The 16,074-nt window shown below is 41.9% G+C and carries 14 protein-coding genes; 7 read left to right on the top strand and 7 right to left on the bottom strand.

Going from position 1 to position 16,074, the window contains the following annotated elements; all coding sequences use genetic code 11:
- The first annotated feature begins 89 nt into the window (after nucleotides 1-89).
- Together RG47T_RS24055 and RG47T_RS24050 are read left to right on the top strand one after the other, a co-directional pair.
- A complete protein-coding gene (locus tag RG47T_RS24055; protein ID WP_074492556.1) occupies nucleotides 90-317 on the top strand; it encodes a DUF433 domain-containing protein in 228 nt (75 codons plus the stop codon).
- A 3-nt stretch (nucleotides 318-320) separates the two neighbouring features.
- Complete coding sequence (locus tag RG47T_RS24050) at nucleotides 321-683, top strand: DUF5615 family PIN-like protein (protein WP_074492555.1); 363 nt, start codon at nucleotides 321-323, stop codon at nucleotides 681-683.
- A gap of 5 nt (nucleotides 684-688) precedes the next feature.
- On the opposite strand, the gene RG47T_RS24045 is transcribed toward RG47T_RS24050, so the two are convergent.
- Both RG47T_RS24045 and RG47T_RS24040 read right to left on the bottom strand, forming a co-directional pair.
- Entirely contained in the window at nucleotides 689-1,441 is a 753-nt protein-coding gene (locus RG47T_RS24045) for a glycosyltransferase family 2 protein (protein ID WP_074492553.1), read from the bottom strand.
- Complete coding sequence (locus RG47T_RS24040; protein ID WP_083627509.1) at nucleotides 1,441-2,733, bottom strand: glycosyltransferase; 1,293 nt, start codon at nucleotides 2,731-2,733, stop codon at nucleotides 1,441-1,443. The genes RG47T_RS24045 and RG47T_RS24040 overlap by 1 nt, the downstream gene beginning before the upstream one ends.
- A gap of 48 nt (nucleotides 2,734-2,781) precedes the next feature.
- On the opposite strand from RG47T_RS24040, the gene RG47T_RS24035 reads away from it, so the two are divergent.
- Nucleotides 2,782-5,964: a S41 family peptidase gene (locus RG47T_RS24035; RefSeq protein ID WP_074493732.1), complete on the top strand. Its 3,183-nt coding sequence runs from the start codon at nucleotides 2,782-2,784 to the stop codon at nucleotides 5,962-5,964.
- Nucleotides 5,965-6,019: 55 nt separating this feature from the next.
- Nucleotides 6,020-6,766, top strand: coding sequence for a class I SAM-dependent methyltransferase (locus tag RG47T_RS24030; protein ID WP_074492551.1), 747 nt, complete (start codon nucleotides 6,020-6,022; stop codon nucleotides 6,764-6,766).
- Nucleotides 6,767-6,863: 97 nt separating this feature from the next.
- On the opposite strand, the gene RG47T_RS24025 is transcribed toward RG47T_RS24030, so the two are convergent.
- From RG47T_RS24025 to RG47T_RS24015, 3 genes are read right to left on the bottom strand one after another with little or no spacing between them, the layout of a single operon-like run.
- The gene (locus tag RG47T_RS24025) at nucleotides 6,864-7,760 is read right to left on the bottom strand and encodes a glycosyltransferase family protein (RefSeq protein ID WP_074492548.1); all 897 of its coding nucleotides are present in this window, start codon (nucleotides 7,758-7,760) and stop codon (nucleotides 6,864-6,866) included.
- 30 nt (nucleotides 7,761-7,790) lie between these two features.
- Nucleotides 7,791-8,438, bottom strand: coding sequence for a class I SAM-dependent methyltransferase (locus RG47T_RS24020; protein WP_074492546.1), 648 nt, complete (start codon nucleotides 8,436-8,438; stop codon nucleotides 7,791-7,793).
- Entirely contained in the window at nucleotides 8,435-9,751 is a 1,317-nt protein-coding gene (locus RG47T_RS24015) for a flippase (protein WP_074492544.1), read from the bottom strand. The genes RG47T_RS24020 and RG47T_RS24015 overlap by 4 nt, the downstream gene beginning before the upstream one ends.
- Nucleotides 9,752-9,892: 141 nt before the next feature.
- Here RG47T_RS24015 and RG47T_RS24010 point away from each other — a divergent pair, with 141 nt between their 5' ends.
- On the top strand, nucleotides 9,893-10,567 hold the full coding sequence (locus tag RG47T_RS24010) for an FkbM family methyltransferase (protein WP_074492541.1): 675 nt from the start codon (nucleotides 9,893-9,895) through the stop codon (nucleotides 10,565-10,567).
- 54 nt (nucleotides 10,568-10,621) lie between these two features.
- Here RG47T_RS24010 and typA read toward each other — a convergent pair whose 3' ends face one another.
- Both typA and RG47T_RS24000 read right to left on the bottom strand, forming a co-directional pair.
- Nucleotides 10,622-12,436: a translational GTPase TypA gene (typA, locus tag RG47T_RS24005; protein WP_074492538.1), complete on the bottom strand. Its 1,815-nt coding sequence runs from the start codon at nucleotides 12,434-12,436 to the stop codon at nucleotides 10,622-10,624.
- A 264-nt stretch (nucleotides 12,437-12,700) separates the two neighbouring features.
- A complete protein-coding gene (locus RG47T_RS24000) occupies nucleotides 12,701-13,528 on the bottom strand; it encodes a type 1 glutamine amidotransferase (RefSeq protein WP_074492536.1) in 828 nt (275 codons plus the stop codon).
- 76 nt (nucleotides 13,529-13,604) lie between these two features.
- Here RG47T_RS24000 and RG47T_RS23995 point away from each other — a divergent pair, with 76 nt between their 5' ends.
- Together RG47T_RS23995 and RG47T_RS23990 are read left to right on the top strand one after the other, a co-directional pair.
- Nucleotides 13,605-13,751 carry a FeoB-associated Cys-rich membrane protein gene (locus RG47T_RS23995; protein WP_074492534.1) on the top strand — a complete coding sequence of 49 codons (147 nt, stop codon included), beginning with the start codon at nucleotides 13,605-13,607 and terminating at the stop codon, nucleotides 13,749-13,751.
- 77 nt (nucleotides 13,752-13,828) lie between these two features.
- Nucleotides 13,829-16,074: polysaccharide deacetylase family protein (locus RG47T_RS23990; protein WP_253187552.1), on the top strand; the 2,246-nt coding region annotated here is incomplete at its 3' end.

Raw genomic sequence — 16,074 nt, 5'->3', positions numbered from 1 at the left:
ATAAAAAGCTTTACAGTTTCAAAAGGGGTCGATAGTTAAAGCTATCGACCCCTTTTTTGTTTATAATATTAATTGCTTAAATTTACTTAATGGAAAATTATCTTGATAGAATTACTATCGATACCGACATCTGCCATGGTAAACCATGTATCAGACACATGCGTTGGCCAGTTGAGGTCATTATTGATCTTATTGCTTCAGGAATGTCTTTTGATGGGATTGTAATTGACCACCCTGAATTAGAAAGGGAAGATATTTTAGCATCATTAGCTTATGCTAAAATAGTATTGTCGGGAAAATCATTATTGGAAGTCTAATTAATGCTCAACTTTTTAGTAGATGTTCATTTACCTATTAGCTTATCGAAGTTTTTAGATAAGCATCCTAAATGCAGCTCCACACACGTTAATCAAATATTGCAAAAGTGGAATACAACAGATACTGAAATCTGTAATTATGCAGATGCCAATTTAATGATCGTGATTACAAAAGATAGTGATTTTAAAGACACACACTTTATTAAACAAACACCTAAAAAAGTAATAAAAGTGGCATTAGGTAATATATCAAACAATGACCTGCTTGATATTTTTGAAAAATATTTATCTTTTATTCTATCACTTACTTTAAAGGAAAGCTTCTATATAGAGATTAGTAAAGAGCAAATTATAATGATTGACTAACCTCATCAATCATTCGTCCTTCTATTCTTCAACCAATACCAGCCCAATTTAAAAGCAATAACACCATGATTAAAAAGCGTTGGTATCACCCCATAATACTCCTTCATAATATTAAAACGCTCAACTAAACTTTGGCGATGTTTCTTTTTAGACATCCCCCCTACCAAATATTTAGCCACATACTGCTGCACGTTAACTATACGTTTTGCCTTGCGGGCAGCTTTTAATATCCAGTCGATATCGGCACTTAGTGCATAGCGGCCATCGTAAGGTTCGGTTAAAGATCGTTTGATATATATGGCCTGATGGCTAATGCTCATACCGTATTTAAAATCATGCCAAGTGAATTTTTCGGGAGCTTTATGCCTGCGCCGGCCCAAACTTTCACCGGCATCATTAATCATTTCTGTTTCGCCATAATAAATATCCGCATCCGGCGCGGAGGCAAAAATATTGGCTACAGTATCGGGGGCATAGATCTCGTCGCCCGAATTCATAAACAACACATAATCGCCCTTGGCCAAAGCCAGGCCCTTGTTCATGGCATCATAGATCCCTCTATCCGGCTCGGAAATGAGTTTACTTATATGCTGTTTATACCTGTTCAATATCTCTAAAGTACCATCGTTAGAAGCCCCATCAATAACCAGGTATTCGATATTGGAATATGTTTGCCTGATGATGGATTGCAACGTACGTTCAATATCCCGCACGTTATTATACACAATGGTAATAATGCTAAGTTTAGGCTGAAACATTATGCTTTACTATTTACAGTACCGGCAGATTTTATAGCCTGCTGGTATAATTTAATATGTTTTTTAGCAACGGCCTGTTCACTGAAATATTCCATCACCGTATCACGCGCCTGCTTTTGCAGCTGGGCTTGGGTGGCATAGGCTATCACCCACTCCATGCCCGCTGTAAAGCTCTCCGCCGATTTATATTCGGCCAGGTAGCCATTGTGCTCGTGTTTTACCATATCGGGGATACCGCCCGTGGTAAAGGCCACAACCGGGGTACCACAAGCCAGGCTTTCCATTACGGTATAGGGCAGGTTATCTTCCAGCGATGGGATCAGGAAAGCATCTGCGGCAGCATAACACTCGGCCAGTTTAGCTTCGCTGCCTATGGTGCCTAAAAAGGTGGTTTTGAAAGGAAATACGGGCAACTGGTCTGTACCCCGGTTGCCAAATATTACCAGTTCAATATCGTCGGCACTTACACCCCGGTTTGCTTTTAACAATTCGAGGCTATCCATTAAATACTGCGTGCCCTTATGCAGATCTTTGCGCGATGGCATAAACCCGCTCAGGAAGATGAATTTATCCGGTGGTAAACCCAAAGCAGCTTTGGCCTGCTTTTTATCCCGCGGTTTAAAAATGCCGGTATCCAGGGTATTCGGTATTTGCTTAATGGCTTTATCCTTCATCAAACTGCTCATTAAAACAGAGTTTAACATCCATGAGCTTGGCGCAACAATGGTAAAGTTGAGCTTTTTATAAGCCTCATTTTTTTGATGCCATATTTTGTTCGAGATATCATCTGCATCGCTCTTTTTAAGCAAAGGGCAATACCCACATTCACGCTGATAATGATCGCAGGTATAGCGTACGTGGCAGCCACCTGTAAAGGCATTGCTATCATGAAATGTCCATACCACAGGCTTGTTTAGTTTAGCGATCTCGGCTAAATGTGTTGGGTTTAAAAAGCTATGGTTAACCCAATGCAAATGCACAATATCTGCAGCCTTAACATCGGGGTGCTCAGTTACAGAGCGGCCAAACCATGCAAAAGAAAAAGGTGTGCGCATATTTGGTTTCAAATAGCGTTTGCCCAATACACGCTCCAGTACAATGGTGGCCGCAGTGTAGCCTTTTTGCAGCATCGTATTATTGAATGTGCCTATATCCGGATTTTTACCAAACTTATAGTGCACAATTACTTTCGAATCGATATTTTCGTGAAGCAATGCACGGTTTAGTCGCAGGCAGGCTTTACCTGCACCGCCATTACCATCATAGGTGTTTAAATGCACTACTTTCAGCATGCCCAAAAATACATTTTATTCGTATCAGAAATAACGGTCTATATTTTTATGAAAAATTTTTATCTGTTTTTGTTTTCAGCCCTGTTAATTTCAGCTACGGCATCTGCCCAGCAACAGGAGGTTTACTTTACTTCATACCCGGCGTTAACGCCCGACGGCAAAACCATTATTTTTAGTTACGAGGGCGACTTATGGAAGGCTGATGTAGCCAACCCCGTAGCTGTACGCTTAACCGCTATGCAGGGGCAGGAAACCAGTCCGCGTGTATCGCCGGATGGGCAATGGCTGGCCTTTTCATCCAACCAGTTTGGCAATAATGATGTTTATGTAATGCCGCTTGCAGGGGGCGATATTAAACAATTAACCTATCACGAAGCCAGCGACGAGGTTGACTCCTGGAGCTGGGATTCTAAAACAATTTATTTTACATCGGGCAGGTATAACAGTTTTAGCGCATATAAGGTGAGCCGCGATGGTGGTACTCCGGTAAGGCTATTCGATAACTATTTCAACACCATACATGGTGTTTTTGAGCACCCTAAAACCGGCGAACTATTTTTTAGCAATACCTGGGAGAGCTACCGCTTTCCGCAGCGTAAGCATTACAAGGGTGCTTACAATCCCGACATTCAATCATACAACCCCAAAACCAAGGCTTACAAGCAATACACCAACTGGATAGGTAAAGATTTTTGGGCTACGCTTGATCAGAAGGGCGATATCTATTTCGTATCAGACGAGGCGAATGGCGAGTACAACCTGTACACCTTTAATAACGGTACCAAAACACCGCTTACTGATTTTAAAACATCTATTAAACGCCCATACGTAAGTGCTAATGGCGCTAAAGTAGCTTTCGAAAAAGATTACCAACTGTATGTATACGATGTAGCATCGAAACAAAGCCAGAAGCTCAATTTCACCATATACAGAAATAATGTATTGCCTAAACAGCAGGAGTTTGAAGTTACCGGGCATATCGAGGCCATGGATGCTTCGCCGGATGGCAAGAAACTAGCCTTTGTATCGCGCGGCGAATTATTTGTGAGCGATGTAGATGGCAAGTTTATTCAGCAGATAAACCACGGCAATGCAGAACGGGTGACCGAAGTAAAATGGCTGGCCGATAACCGCACCCTGATATTTAACCAAACGCTGGGCGGCTATGTAAACTGGTATACTATTGCTGCCGATGGCAAAGGCACCGAAAAACAATTAACCAGCGATAAACGCAGCAACCGCTTGCTGACCCTTAATAAGGCTCGTACCCAGGGTGTTTACCTGAGCGGCCGTGATGAGGTGCGGTTAATAGACCTCAAAACTTTAGCCAGCAAAACCATTGTACATGACGAGATCTGGGGATTCCAAAACTCGAACCCTTACTTTTCTCCAAATGGCGAGTATGTGGTTTACTGCGCTTACCGCAATTTCGAGCTGGATATTTTCGCTTATAACATCAACAGTGATAAATCTATTAATTTAACCAATACCGGTGTCACCGAGTCTGATCCGTTTTGGTCGCCGGACGGTAAATACATTTATTTAGCAACATCGCGCACCAAGCCCGCCTACCCCTACGGCCAGCACGATGCGCATATTTACCGTATGCCTTTGCAAAAGTTTGATGAAGATTTTAAGTTAGATAAGTTTAACGACCTGTTTAAAGAAGAGAAAAAAGAAGAACCAAAACCAACGGACAAAAAAGACAAAAAAACAGGTGATAAAAAGCCGGTATCGCAACAGCCGGTACCTAAACCACCTGCAGATATTGTGATTAATACCGATGAGCTGATGAAACGCTTAGAACGCATCAGCCCTAACTTCGGCACACAGGGATCGCCTTATGTAATACAAAAAGGCACCAAAACTTTTGTGTATTATATCTCAGATCAGCTGGAGGGGAAACGCGGCATTTTCCGTACCACCATAGAGCCCTTTGAAACCAATAAAACAGAAAAGGTAACTGGTGCCGATGCCGGCGATTATGACATAGTGAGCAGCGGCGATAAATATTACACTTTAGCAGGTGGCACTATTTACAAGTTAAACCTTGACCAGAACAAGCTTGATAAGATTGATATTAATTACAAGTTTGACCGTAACCTGGACGGCGAGTTTAAACAAATGTTTGACGAAGCCTGGGCCGGCCTCGAAGAAAACTATTATGACGGCAACTTTCATGGCGTGGATTGGACAGCCATCCATAAACAATACAGCACCTATCTGCCCTACCTGAATAACCGTGCCGACCTGCGCCTGATGCTGAATGATATGCTGGGCGAATTGAATTCATCGCACATGGGTTTCAACAGCGCAGGCTTGGAAGAACGCACTACATTACGCTACCGCACAATGGAAACGGGTATTACCTTCGACAATAATGAGCCCTACAAGGTAGCATCTGTTATAAAAAACAGCAAGGCAGATCATAAAGGCATTAACGTACAACCGGGCGATAAGCTTACTGCTGTTGATGGTGTTACTGTTGACGAAAAGCAAGACCGTAATTATTACTTCACCAAACCATCTTTGGATAATGAGCTTACACTAACCTTTGACCGCCTGGGTAAAAACGTGGACGTGAAAATTCACCCGGAATCATCTGCCGATCTTAAAGGCGATTTATACGACCAGTGGATTGACAACAACCGCAAAGAAGTTACGACTAAAAGTAATAACCGTATTGCTTATGCCTACATGAAGGATATGGGCGGCGATGCCCTCGAAACCTTTTTAGAAGATATGGTTGATGATGCCTATAAAAAAGATGCTTTAATCCTTGACCTGCGTTATAATACCGGTGGTAACGTACACGATGCCGTTCTCAACTTTTTAGCGCAGCGTCCATATTTGCAATGGCAATACCGTGGCGGCCAGCGTACACAACAGCCAAACTTTGCACCGGCAGCCAAACCATTAATCTTATTGGTTAATGAGCAAACTCTGAGCGATGGGGAGATGACGGCATCCGGCTTTAAAGCACTGGGCCTGGGTAAAATCATTGGCACAGAAACTTACCGATGGATTATTTTTACCAGCGCTAAAGGTTTGGTTGATGGCTCAAGCTACCGTATCCCCGCATGGGGCTGTTTTACCTTGGATGGCAAAGACATTGAGAAAGAAGGTGTAAAACCAGATATCAATGTAGCCACAGGCTTTACCGACCGGTTAAATAACAATGACCCGCAACTGGACAGGGCCATAAGCGAGATTATGAAAGAATTGAAATAAAAATTAAAGGGCGGCATTAACCGCCCTTTAATTTTTTTCATTTTCTTTGTTGTTGATGAGCAATGAACTAACCGATCGTAATTTTTGGGCAAACTACTGGGAATCAAAAAAAGGACTTGCCTTTAAAGTACCGACCACTTATACCTTCCATAAGCTATTAAAAAGCGTACTGGATAAAAACCAAATAAGCACGGCTATCGAATTAGGAGGGTTCCCGGGCTATTATGCTATTTTTTTGAAAAAGTATTTTAGTATTGATGCCACCCTGTTTGATTTCTATGTACATAAACCTGTGCTTAACGAAGTACTCGCCGCTAATGATCTGGTCGAAAAAGATATCAAAGTAATTGAGGGCGATCTGTTCCAATATCCATCAGAACAAAAATACGACCTGGTTTTATCAGCCGGACTGATAGAACACTTTAACGATACCCAGGATATTATTGCCCGCCATGTTAACTTCCTGAAACCCGGCGGTACCTTGTTTATTACCCTGCCCAACTTTACCGGTGTTAATGGCTGGGTGCAACGCACCTATGATGCCGATAACTACAGCAAACACAACATTAACAGTATGAACCCGCAATTACTTGCAGATTGCTGCAAGGCTTTGGGTTTAAAAGATGTGCAAAGCTATTATTACGGTAAATATTCTATCTGGCTGGAAAACAAAGAACAGCAGTCTGCACCGGTTAAGGCATTTTTTAAATTGCTTTGGTTGGCTGGAAAGGTGGTTACCAAGATTATACCTGTGGAGAGTAAATTGATGTCGCCTTATATTGTGGTTACGGCGACTATGTAATTGTCTTGAACCAGAATTTTCTGAATTTAGGAATTATCAGAATTCATTTCAATTTAAGATAAAGATTGTGTCCATTATTAAATTCTGAAAAATCTGATTAAAACCGCTGCTTAACAAAGCGCACAATACGCTGAACAATATTCCCTTTACGGTTCTTCAAAAAGTGCTTGATAGCTGCATAAGCTATTTTACTTTCTTTAATCTCTAAAGGAAACCCTACTACTGGTTTTCGTGAAATATTAACCTGGTACATATCTTCATTGTTTGAGTGCACCCCGGTACCATCGTGCCCTATGTTTTGGATTAGGGATTGCGAGGGGTTAAGCGTTAGCCCGCCTTTTAAAAAGATAGAAGCATACCAGCGGATAGCCCATGAATTGTTTTTCCCTGCTTTAAACTGCTGCATCTGTTTCCAGAAGTTCATGGTGCCTTCTATCGAAAACTCGTGGATCTTTCTCTTATCAAACTGGCCCATCAGTTTATCTACATCAGGCTCAAAGTTTTTCCAGGCGCGGGCCCAGGTTGCCCAGCCCCAGCTGGTAGCTGCCCGATAAAAGAAGGCAGGAGGCAATTTATCTCCCTTAAGATCGTACATGTACGCACCGATGTGCATTACTTGCTCCTCGTGCTCGTAACGCTGCAGCGACTCGTTAAAATATTGCAGGGTATATGGCGACGAAAGCAAGTCATCTTCAAAAACAATCACTTTACCATAACTCTCCACCAATTGCGTAACACCAATGATGATGGATGCAGCCAGCCCCATGTTTTCCTTACGCTTAATCACCTTTACGGCCTTAAAGCCGGTAACGGTAGCCAGCAGGTTTCGCACCTCTTCTACATTGGCTTCATCGGCTGTTGTTTTGGCAGCGTCAGAAAAAATGTACAGGCGCGACTCGTCGGCCAGCAGGTTTTTTTGCAGGTAGCTTATCGTCCGCCGGGTATGGTCGGGGCGGTTATAAACAAATAGCGCAATAGGAGCCGGGTTTTGCAAAATGCTTTAATTATAGCAGAACAAATTACCTTATATACCCAGGCAGTTATCTGCCTTGTAAAAAACAGATGTTGATTTAAGATAGAACAAGCCCGGCGAAATGCCACTGAAAGGCAAATGCTTAAAGCCGTTGCTCAGCAAAAAGTCGACACCCGGCTTATAGAAATCGCGTTCAGAATCATCCAGTACAATAATACCATTTGGCGTTAAGGCTTCAACTGCTTGCTTACAGCAATTCACACGGTCGCGGCCATCCACAATAATAATATCGAACTTCTCCTGTAGCTTAATGGGTACACGGCAGTAATCGCCATCTTTTTCCAGCTCGCAAAAAATGATCTCCGAATTGGCCGGCCTGTTTTTCGACATGGTATCGTACCAGCCTTTATCGTGCTCTACCGAAACTACGATGCCCGCATACTTAGCATAAAATATGGTAGAGTTGCCAGAACCATATTCAAAAATGGCCAGTTGCTTGTTGATACGTCCCTTAATAAAATCAATGAAGCTATAAGTAACCCAAGGTATCGGGTTGCCATTACCATCAACCGGTTTTTTAGAATCGAAAGAATTAAACCAACCGATATCATTTAAATAGCCTTTGCTGTTAAATGATAATAAAGAACGTAGCCTGTCTGGCTGCGAAACCAGTTTTAGAAGTGCTTGTATATTACTCAACGCTTTATTAATTTTTGAATGAGTGAAATTAAGAATAATGATTTTAACATCATTAAACCCGTCTTATTTGTTTTTGGTATAACCAATACAAAAAATGTGGCGCTGGCGTAAGCTGCTAATGTGGCAATAGCTGCCCCCATCATCCCCATTTTAGGTATCAACATCAGGTTTAATACAATGTTTACAATAGCCCCAAACCCGGTGCGGATAAAGGTAAGTTTATTAAAATTTTCTGCAATAAGATACTGCCCGCTGGCAACACCCAAAAATACAAACACGCCAGACCAAATATGTACCGACAGTGTTGGCGCAGCATAAGCATACTCGGGTTTATAAAGTTTATAGATTAGCGGAGCTGCAAAGCTTATTACTACAGCCACGGGCAAGCTTAGGTAAACCATCAGATCATACAAATGCTGAATGCGTTTTTTGTAACGGTTTATATCATCCCGGCGGGCATTCAAAATAGCCGGGAACAGGGAGGATACAATTACTGACGGAATGAAGTTCCAGGCCTCGCTTAACTGGGCTACAGTAGCATAGGCCCCAGCCTCTTTAACCCCTACCATATTTTGCAGCATCAGTTGATCTATCTTCATATAAAGTGTAATCATGATGCCCGATATAATAAGCGGCCACGAATAATTGAGCAGCTTAATGGCTAATGCCCCCTTAAAGTTCCAGTTAAAAATGCTGCGGCCATTAGTTTGGTAAGTGAAGAAATAACCTATTGAAAGTAGTATAATATCAAGCAGGTAGGCATATACAAAATACAGCAAGGGCATTTTAAGGCAAATCAGCGCAATTTTTATAGCTGCCGATACCAGGTTACCCACCACCTGCACCTGCATAATATATTTAGACTTAACCTGCGCCTGAAAATAAGAATCGATGACGTTAAATGCCTGCGTTACCCCCGTAAACGATAAAATGAACACATAGCCATAAGGTGTACCCTTAGCCGGATAAACATGGTAAGCAATAAATATTAAGGGGATACAAATAAACCCGGCCAGTACTTTCAGCAAAAAGGAGGTTCCCAAAATACTATCCCTATTTTCCGGAAACTGGTGCAGTTCTTTAACCACAAACTGATCGAGCCCTAAAGCAGCTATGGATGAGAAGAAATAAATGTAAACGTTACCGCCATTAATAACCCCATTGCTGGCCCGCCCCAGGTAATTGGCCACCAGTATGCTTACCCCCATTTTAATAGCCAGGCTACCAATACGGCCTATAAAGAGCCATCCCGTATTTTTAAAATACTTTTCGAAAGCCTGCTGGTCAAATCCTGGTATACTGGGTATGCGCATATATAGGTAGCAAAGGTATAAAAATGTACAGATAGTAAATTTTACAATAGCTTATTGATTTTGCGCCGCAAACAACGTATGCAATTTGTTTAATAATTTACGTTATTTGCCTTACGCACTATTACACCACACAACATCAACATGCCACACCCGGAAGATAACTTACCCCACAACCCCGATTTTAAACCGTTTAATTCTTACTCGCAAGATGGCGAGGATATGCTGCTGCGCTCACTACTAGCAGAAGGCCAAAGTGACCAGCCAGACTACAAAGGTTTTTTTATTGATATTGGCGCACACCACCCTTTCCGTTTCTCTAATACCGCTTACTTTTACGAGGCTGGCTGGCAGGGCATTAATATTGAGCCTACACCTTCGGCCATTAAACTGTTTCATCACTACCGCGACCGCGACATTAACCTGGCGATAGGTATTGGCGCACACCGCGAAAAACGCACCCTATACTGCTTTGAAGATTCGGCCCTGAACAGTTTTGACGAGCAAGTGGCCGAAAGCTACAATGCCCCCATTATTGAAACTGCCGAAGTTGATATATTTCCGTTAGCACAAATTCTGGACGAGCACCTGTCGGCAGGCCCTGCTATTGATTTTATGAATATTGACGTAGCAGGCTTAGATCTGCAATTGCTGGAATCGAACAACTGGGATAAGTACCGCCCCAAATTTGTTTTGGTTGAAGATGTGGATAGCGTAGCCGGCAAGGTAGACGCATCAGAAGTACACAGCTTCCTAAACAGCAGAGGCTACGAGCTGGTATACAAAACGTTGAGAACCTTAATATACAAAGCCAAATAAAAAAGGCCTTCTGTTTTCACAGAAGGCCTTTTCTTTATATTCTTAAATCAGCTATTATTGATTTGTGAATTTTTTAGCGTTGATCTTTCTTTCGTTTTCATTAAGATAGATTTTACGCATACGGATACTTTGTGGTGTTACCTCAATGTACTCATCAGCCTGGATATACTCCATTGACTCTTCCAGTGAGAATTTAATAGCAGGTGCTATACGTACGTTGGTATCGCTACCAGATGCACGCATGTTGGTTAACTGCTTACCTTTAGTTAAGTTAATAACCAAATCGTTATCACGGATGTGCTCGCCCAAGATCTGACCTTCGTAGATATCAACTCCCGGATCGATGTGGAAACGACCACGATCTTGTAATTTATCGATAGCGAAAGCAGTAGTTTTACCAGTATCCATTGATACCAATACACCATTTGAACGACCAGGGATCTGACCTTTCCAAGGCTCGTAAGCTTTGAAACGGTGAGCCATGATAGCCTCGCCACCGGTAGCAGTCAGCACGTTGTTACGTAAACCGATAATACCACGTGCAGGGATCTCAAACTCTAAGTGTTGCAAGTCGCCTTTTGGCTCCATTACTAATAAATCACCTTTACGCTGAGTTACCAATTCAATTACCTTACCGGCAACTTCACCAGGTACATCAACAGTTAAAACCTCAACCGGCTCGCATTTAACACCGTCAATTTCTTTAACGATAACTTGTGGCTGGCCTACTTGCAGTTCATAACCTTCGCGACGCATGGTCTCGATCAGTACAGATAAGTGGAGGATACCACGACCGTATACTAAGTATGAGTCAGGGGATTCGGTCTCAACGATTTTCAACGCTAAGTTTTTCTCCATCTCTTTGTATAAACGGTCACGTAAGTGGCGTGAAGTTACAAACTTGCCTTCTTTACCAAAAAACGGTGAGGTGTTAATGGTGAACAACATGTTCATGGTTGGCTCGTCGATATGGATAACTTCCAGTTGTTCTGGTTTTTCGAAATCGGCAATGGTATCACCAATATCGAAACCATCGATACCAACAACAGCGCAGATATCACCAGAGCTAACTTCGGTAGCTTTAACTTTACCTAAACCTTCAAATGTATAAAGTTCTTTAATTCTTGATTTTTGGATTGTACCATCGCGTTTTACTAAAGATACCGGTTGGCCTTCTTTAACAGTACCACGGGCAACACGGCCAATTGCAATACGACCTACGAAAGATGAATAATCTAACGAGGTGATCTGCATTTGCAATGTACCTTCGCTGATAGGAGCCGGTGGAATGTTTGCCAGAATAGCATCCATTAACGGGAAAATATCAGTTGTTGGTTGTTTGTAATCTGTGCTCATCCAACCTTGTTTAGATGAACCGTAAATAACCGGGAAATCTAATTGGTCTTCAGTAGCCTCAAGGTTGAAGAACAATTCGAAAATTTGCTCATAAACCTCTTCCGGGCGACAGTTTTCTTTATCTACTTTATTTACAACTACAATTGGTTTTAAGCCTAAAGCCAAAGCTTTTTGAGTTACAAAACGGGTTTGAGGCATAGCGCCTTCAAAAGCGTCACAAAGTAACAATACACCATCAGCCATTTTCAATACACGCTCAACCTCACCGCCAAAATCGGCGTGACCAGGGGTATCAATAATGTTGATCTTTACATCTTTATATCTAACAGATACGTTTTTAGATACAATGGTAATCCCGCGCTCGCGCTCCAGGTCATTGTTATCCAGGATTAACTCTCCGGTTTCCTGACCGTCGCGGAAAATCTCGCAGCTGTGCAGAATTTTGTCAACCAGTGTAGTCTTACCGTGGTCAACGTGGGCTATAATAGCTATATTACGAATTTGATTTTGCATGAAAATATGCCTCTTGAATTTTGTGCAAAGATAGGCTTAATTTATTGCATTTTAAAGCATTACCAAGTAATTGCAGTGTAAGAAGTTTAATTCGCTGCCTTAAAGGCTTTTTACACGTTAAGGATGTGTTACTTCTATATTATGATTGCGCTATTACCAGGTACCAAACAGAACACACCCCTAATTTAAAGCAGTAAGATGTGTACGGCACAATAAATTCCCTCTCGAGAGGGGAAGCACAGATACTGCAATTTGCAACAACGTTCAATGGGGTGTGTTATGCAATATCGCCTCATCCAAAAAATTCGATATCATCGTATTAAACGTCAGCGTCAACTTATCACCATCATTCAACTCGCTCAACATTGCTCTATACCCAACTTCGCCCCATTCATTAACTACATCCCGCTTGTTGTCCTCCATTAATAAACGATCATTCATTACTTCCGGGCCAAACTCCGGGTGAAACTGCGTACCTATAAAATACTTATTAAACCGGATAGCCATTAAAGCACGCGGCAAGTTATCATTAGTTCGCTCTTGCTCTATCGCCAGTATTTCAGCCCCCAACTTATCAAAGGCCTCCATATCTGGGGCTACCACCTGCCAGCTGCGCGAGTCGACCGCATAAAAAGGATTCGACATGCCTTTAAAGAGCGAATCATTTTCTCCCCCATTTACCACATCTACCGGCAATACTCCAAACGAAGGCATATTGCGCAACGAAACTTCGCCCAACTGAAACCGGCGGCACATCAACTGAAAAGAATGGCAAACAAATAACATATGCTTTTTAGCACCCCTGTCTGCCGCATTATGCGCCGCCAATTCATCAATCAGCTTAAAATAATTTTTATCCCATTCTTCTTTTGAACTAAACGGGTTACCGGGCCCACCGCTCGAAATATAGATATCGAAATCGGCACCGGGCAGCTCATTAGCTGCCCTTACATTAAACACCTGCAGGCTAAAGTTAAGATTATGTTTAACCTTGTATTGTTGCACTATTTTTTCAAAACTTTCTATAGCATGGTTAGCTGTTCCATTATACAGATCCAGTATGGCTATTTTAATTTCTCGCAGGGAAGTCATTTATCTTATATTCATTTTCGGTGATAATAATATCTTAACATTATTTACGTAACTAATATAATTGTATTTTTGTACCATGATTCAAACAATCATTATAGGTTTACTTTTTGCATCCGCACTGTTTTATGTAGCCCGGCTTATTTATAAAAGCTTTGTCGCTAAAAAAGGTTGCGGTTCAAACTGTAAATGCGGTGTGGATTTTTCCAATATCAAACCCGAATAAACTGTATATTACACTACTTTTTTGTCCATACACCTTCATGGCAAAACTTTTAATTTTGTTTAAAGTTTATCCAATTAATGGCTCATAAGCAAATATTTCAATCAGATACTCCCAAACGTTGGAACCGGTTTAAATGGTTAAGCCGCTTAATTATTATAGTACTCGCCAGTGCAGTAGTTGCTGCAGCTATCACTATAACGTCTAAACAGTACCCTAACCTTCCCAATTTAAACCCTGCACCCAAAAAGTTTAGCAAGGAAGAAATGGACGTGCTTAAAAAATCGAAAAAGTTTAAAGACTTTAAGATAGAAAAGGCCCAGATACTAGCCATGGCCCGTGCCCGCAAGCAGCATCAGCTTAAGCACCCAAACAATAAAGACCGTATTAACGCCGGCTTTTACCGCCCATGGGAACCTCAGGCTTACAATTCATTGCAAGATCATTTGGGTAAACTGGATATGGTAGTAACCGAGGGTTTTACAATAACCCCCAATGCCGATACCATTACCGCCAAAATGGATACCGGTTTATTAAACCTCAATAAAAAGTACCATAAACCTATTGTTGTATCTATTACCAATTACATTAACTTTAATAATACCAGTGGGGCTTTTGACAGTAAGGATGTAATCCGTATTTCTAAAAGCAAGGCACTCCGTACTACATTTATTAACAGCATTATTAAAGAGCTTACCAAGTACAATCTTAAAGGTATTAACCTTGCTTTTGATGATATCCAAAACCGCAACACGCCGGAGTACAATGCTTTTGAGCAGGAAATTTATAACACCCTGCATGCAAAGGGCTTTTTAGTAACCCAAAACGTTATACCCGAAGACGAGCAATACGACCTTAAAAAGCTGCAAAAATTTAACGATTACATTTTTGTTATGGCTTTCGATCAGCATAACGAACAAAGTAATGCCGGCGATATCTCAAACCAGCGCTGGGTTGAAGAAATACTGGATAAGGTTTGTGCCATTGTGCCCAGCGAAAAAATTATCCTTACCGTTGCAGGTGGTGGTTACGACTGGCCTAAAAACAGCATCGGTAAATCAATAGGTTACCAGCAGGCCATTAGTACCGCGCAAGAGAATAATAAGAAAATAATATACGACCCGATTTCTGCCAACCTCCATTATCAATATTTTGATAAGGACAGCCTGCAGCACAGCATTTATTTTACAGACGCGGCTACCAACTTCAACGTGATCCGCATGGCGGATGACTGGGCTACCGGTGGTGTTGCGCTTTGGCGTTTAGGTGCCGAAGACCCGCGGCTTTGGACTTTCTTCCAGAAAAACCTATCTATCGATTCGCTACGCAAAACAGGCGTTGATGTTAAACGCCTAACCAGTGTTGGCCTAAATGATAAGATAGATTACGATGGCGATGGCGAGGTACTGGACTTAATCACTACGCCCAAAACAGGTTTAATAGATGTTAAGCTGGATACCACCAACTATGTTATTACCAGCCAGAATTACATTGAACTGCCTACTAAATACGTAATACGCCGCTATGGTTATGCCCCTAAAAAAGTGGTATTAACGTTTGATGACGGCCCCGATCCGGATTATACGCCGCGTATCCTCGATATTTTAAAACGCGAACATGTGCCTGCTGCATTTTTTGTGGTAGGTGTAATGGCCGAAAAGAATATCCCGATATTAAGGCGTGAGTTTGACGAAGGTTACGAGATAGGGAACCATACATTTTTTCACCCGGATATTTCTACAGTTAGCCTACAGCGTGTAAACCTCGAGTTAAATGCAACCCGCAGGCTTATTGAATCTGTTACAGGGCGAAGCACCATTTTGTTCCGCCCGCCGTTTAATGCTGATGCTGAGCCAACCACCCTTGCCGAAGTAATACCGGTTGCAGAAAGCCGTAAGCAAAGCTATATCAACATTGGCGAATCTATAGACCCGTGGGACTGGCAGCCCGGCGTAACAGCCGATAGTATTGTTGCACGTACCATCCGGTATCATGAAAAGGGCTCTATGATTTTGCTGCATGATGCCGGTGGCGATACCCGCGAAGAAACCGTAAAGGCCCTGCCAGAGATTATCCACTACTTTAAATCGCATGGTTATCAGTTTACCACCATTGCAGATGTATTACACAAAAGCAAGGACGATTTAATGCCGCCAATTAAAGATGATGCCAACAGCGGTATTACCGGCAGCTTGTATAACATGTTTATTGTAGGTTACTTTTTGGGTAATTGGTTTATCATGTACCTTTTCTTCTCGGCTATATTTTTGGCAATAGGCCGTATCGTTATGATCGGAGTATTGGCCTTAAGGCAGTACAGTGAAGA

The organism is Mucilaginibacter polytrichastri (genome assembly GCF_001911425.1).
Lineage (GTDB): Bacteria > Bacteroidota > Bacteroidia > Sphingobacteriales > Sphingobacteriaceae > Mucilaginibacter > Mucilaginibacter polytrichastri.
Note: the sequence above shows the minus strand (reverse complement) of the source record. Positions and strands in the feature narration are given on the sequence as shown.

What these genes read in the sequence shown, in the direction of transcription:
- RG47T_RS24055 (WP_074492556.1), top strand. Translation starts at nt 90, where the DNA reads ATGGAAAATTATCTTGATAGAATTACTATCGATACCGACATCTGCCAT.
- RG47T_RS24050 (WP_074492555.1), top strand. Translation starts at nt 321, where the DNA reads ATGCTCAACTTTTTAGTAGATGTTCATTTACCTATTAGCTTATCGAAG.
- RG47T_RS24045 (WP_074492553.1), bottom strand. Translation starts at nt 1,441, where the DNA reads ATGTTTCAGCCTAAACTTAGCATTATTACCATTGTGTATAATAACGTG.
- RG47T_RS24040 (WP_083627509.1), bottom strand. Translation starts at nt 2,733, where the DNA reads ATGCTGAAAGTAGTGCATTTAAACACCTATGATGGTAATGGCGGTGCA.
- RG47T_RS24035 (WP_074493732.1), top strand. Translation starts at nt 2,782, where the DNA reads ATGAAAAATTTTTATCTGTTTTTGTTTTCAGCCCTGTTAATTTCAGCT.
- RG47T_RS24030 (WP_074492551.1), top strand. Translation starts at nt 6,020, where the DNA reads ATGAGCAATGAACTAACCGATCGTAATTTTTGGGCAAACTACTGGGAA.
- RG47T_RS24015 (WP_074492544.1), bottom strand. Translation starts at nt 9,751, where the DNA reads ATGCGCATACCCAGTATACCAGGATTTGACCAGCAGGCTTTCGAAAAG.
- RG47T_RS24010 (WP_074492541.1), top strand. Translation starts at nt 9,893, where the DNA reads ATGCCACACCCGGAAGATAACTTACCCCACAACCCCGATTTTAAACCG.
- typA (WP_074492538.1), bottom strand. Translation starts at nt 12,436, where the DNA reads ATGCAAAATCAAATTCGTAATATAGCTATTATAGCCCACGTTGACCAC.
- RG47T_RS24000 (WP_074492536.1), bottom strand. Translation starts at nt 13,528, where the DNA reads ATGACTTCCCTGCGAGAAATTAAAATAGCCATACTGGATCTGTATAAT.
- RG47T_RS23995 (WP_074492534.1), top strand. Translation starts at nt 13,605, where the DNA reads ATGATTCAAACAATCATTATAGGTTTACTTTTTGCATCCGCACTGTTT.